Source organism: Microbacterium sp. zg.Y909 (assembly GCF_024626565.1).
In genome coordinates, this window is sequence record NZ_JANJFJ010000531.1 from 1 (window position 1) to 2,361 (window position 2,361).

A 2,361-nucleotide genomic window follows, 5' to 3' on the forward strand; every position below is an offset into this window, starting at 1 on the left:
TAGACCTCTTCCTCGTCGGCCAGACCCAGGTACACCATGGTCTTCTTGAGGGGGTTCGACATCGCAATCCTCCGTGGTTCGCTCGTGTGTTCCGAGGCTATCCGTGCACGGGCCTCGGGCCCGTGATTGCCGAGCCGATCCGCAGGTGTGTCGCACCTGCGGCAATCGCCTCGGAAAAATCGCCGGTCATTCCGGCTGACATCCACCCCGCGTCGGGCACGACCGCGCGCACCTGATCGCGTGCCGCAGCGAGGCGGGCGAAGGCATCCGCCGCCGATTCATCCAGCGGCGCGACACCCATGACCCCGCGCACCCGCAACGTCGGGCACGTGCCGACGATGTGCTCCGCGAGACCGGCGACGTCGTCCGGCGATGCGCCGCCCCGCCCCGCGTCGTCGGTGAGGTTGACCTGCAGCAGCACGTCGAGGATGCCTTCGACGGACTGCCCCGCCGCTTCGAGAGCATCTGCCAGCCGCGCGCGGTCGACCGAATGCACGACGGCGGCCGCCTCGCGGATGGCCCGGGCCTTGTTGGTCTGCGCCTGGCCGACGAAATGCCACCGCAGGTCCGCGAGGTCGGCAAGCTCCGCCCGCTTCGCGGTCAGCTCCTGCTGGCGGTTCTCGCCGACGTCGCGAACGCCCAGGTCGTACAGCTCCCGGACGAGCGACGCGGGGTGGAACTTCGTCACCACGACGCGTGTGATCTCGCCCGGGTCACGGCCCGCCGACCGAGCGGCATCCACGATGCGCGCGTCGACGTCGGCGAGCCGCGCCTCGAGATCCACGGTTACTTCAGGAAGTCGGGGATGTCCAGGTCGTCGTCCCCGAATGCCGACTCGTAAGAGTCGGTCGAAGCCGGCGCACTGACGGTCACATGCTCCCGCTCGCGTTCCCGCTCCCGCGGGGTCTCGGGCTGAGCAGGCACCTCGCGGGCGGCTTCCGCCGCCGGAACCGTCGGCAGCACGGGAGCGGACGTGGCCCGCTGGGTCACCGGGTCCAGCCGCAGAGCGGGTTCGCCGCCGTCGAAGCCGGCCGCGATGACCGTCACGCGCACCTCGTCGCCGAGGGTGTCGTCGATCACCGTTCCGAAGATGATGTTCGCCTCGGGGTGGGCCGCTTCCTTGACGAGTTGGGCGGCGTCGTTGATCTCGAAGATGCCGAGGTTCGAGCCGCCCTGGATCGACAGCAGCACGCCGTGGGCGCCTTCGATCGACGCCTCCAGCAGCGGGGACTCGACCGCGAGCTCTGCGGCCTTGATGGCACGGTCGGCGCCGCGTGCGGAGCCGATGCCCATGAGGGCGGATCCCGCCCCCTGCATGACCGACTTGACGTCGGCGAAGTCGAGGTTGATGAGGCCCGGCGTCGTGATGAGGTCGGTGATGCCCTGCACGCCGGCGAGCAGCACCTGGTCGGCGGTGGCGAAGGCCTCGATCATCGAGATGCCGCGGTCGCTGATCTCCAGCAGACGGTCGTTCGGCACCACGATGAGGGTGTCGACCTCTTCCTTCAGCTTCGACACGCCCAGCTCTGCCTGGCTCTGGCGACGGCGGCCCTCGAAGGAGAACGGCTTGGTCACGACACCGATGGTCAGGGCGCCGATCGACTTCGCGATGCGCGCCACGACCGGGGCGCCGCCCGTGCCCGTGCCGCCACCCTCGCCCGCGGTCACGAAGACCATGTCGGCGCCGGTGAGCGCCTCTTCGATCTCCTCCGCGTGGTCCTCAGCGGCGCGACGGCCGACCTCGGGATCGGCACCTGCGCCGAGTCCTCGGGTGAGCTCGCGCCCGACGTCCAGCTTGACGTCGGCGTCGCTCATCAGCAGCGCCTGAGCGTCGGTGTTCACCGCAATGAACTCCACGCCCCGCAGGCCGAGATCGATCATGCGGTTGACGGCGTTCACGCCGCCGCCTCCCACACCCACGACCTTGATAACCGCGAGGTAGTTCTGGTTCTGGCTCATGCGCCGGCCTCCGTATCGTCCCGAACCCTAAACCTTCAACCTCATGTAGAGGTTTAAAGAAATGCTGGGTATGCAATTCCCGCTGACTCCGAAGCTAGGGTGCGGACGGGCCGCGCCGTGCAGCGTCGTGGGCGTGTCGCCGGATGCGAATTCAGAACCGGTCGTGGCGGGTCAGCGCAGCACGATGGCGTCGGGCGAGGACACGTCGTAGGCGGCCACCGTCTCGGGCGGCCGCGACCGCATGATGGTCTCGAGCGCAAGCGCCTTCATGGCCGACTGGTCGGCGCCTCCCCACACGATCTCGGTGCCGGTCGCCCCGAGGGTGAGCGTGACGTCGTTCGGCGTCGAGGCCGCGACCTGCGTCACCTGCATGCGGATGCCGGCGGGCAGCGACCGCACGAC

The 2,361-nt window shown here is 69.2% G+C and carries 2 protein-coding genes and 1 pseudogene; all 3 read right to left on the minus strand.

The window, feature by feature from the left end; translation table 11 throughout:
• Window positions 1–97: 97 nt before the first annotated feature.
• A complete protein-coding gene (locus NQ160_RS22410) occupies window positions 98–784 on the minus strand; it encodes a YggS family pyridoxal phosphate-dependent enzyme (RefSeq protein WP_257517243.1) in 687 nt (228 codons plus the stop codon).
• A gap of 2 nt (window positions 785–786) precedes the next feature.
• Window positions 787–1,959, minus strand: coding sequence for a cell division protein FtsZ (gene ftsZ / locus NQ160_RS22415; RefSeq protein ID WP_257517244.1), 1,173 nt, complete (start codon window positions 1,957–1,959; stop codon window positions 787–789).
• A gap of 171 nt (window positions 1,960–2,130) precedes the next feature.
• A pseudogene (locus tag NQ160_RS22420) lies at window positions 2,131–2,361 on the minus strand (FtsQ-type POTRA domain-containing protein); the annotation flags it as partial.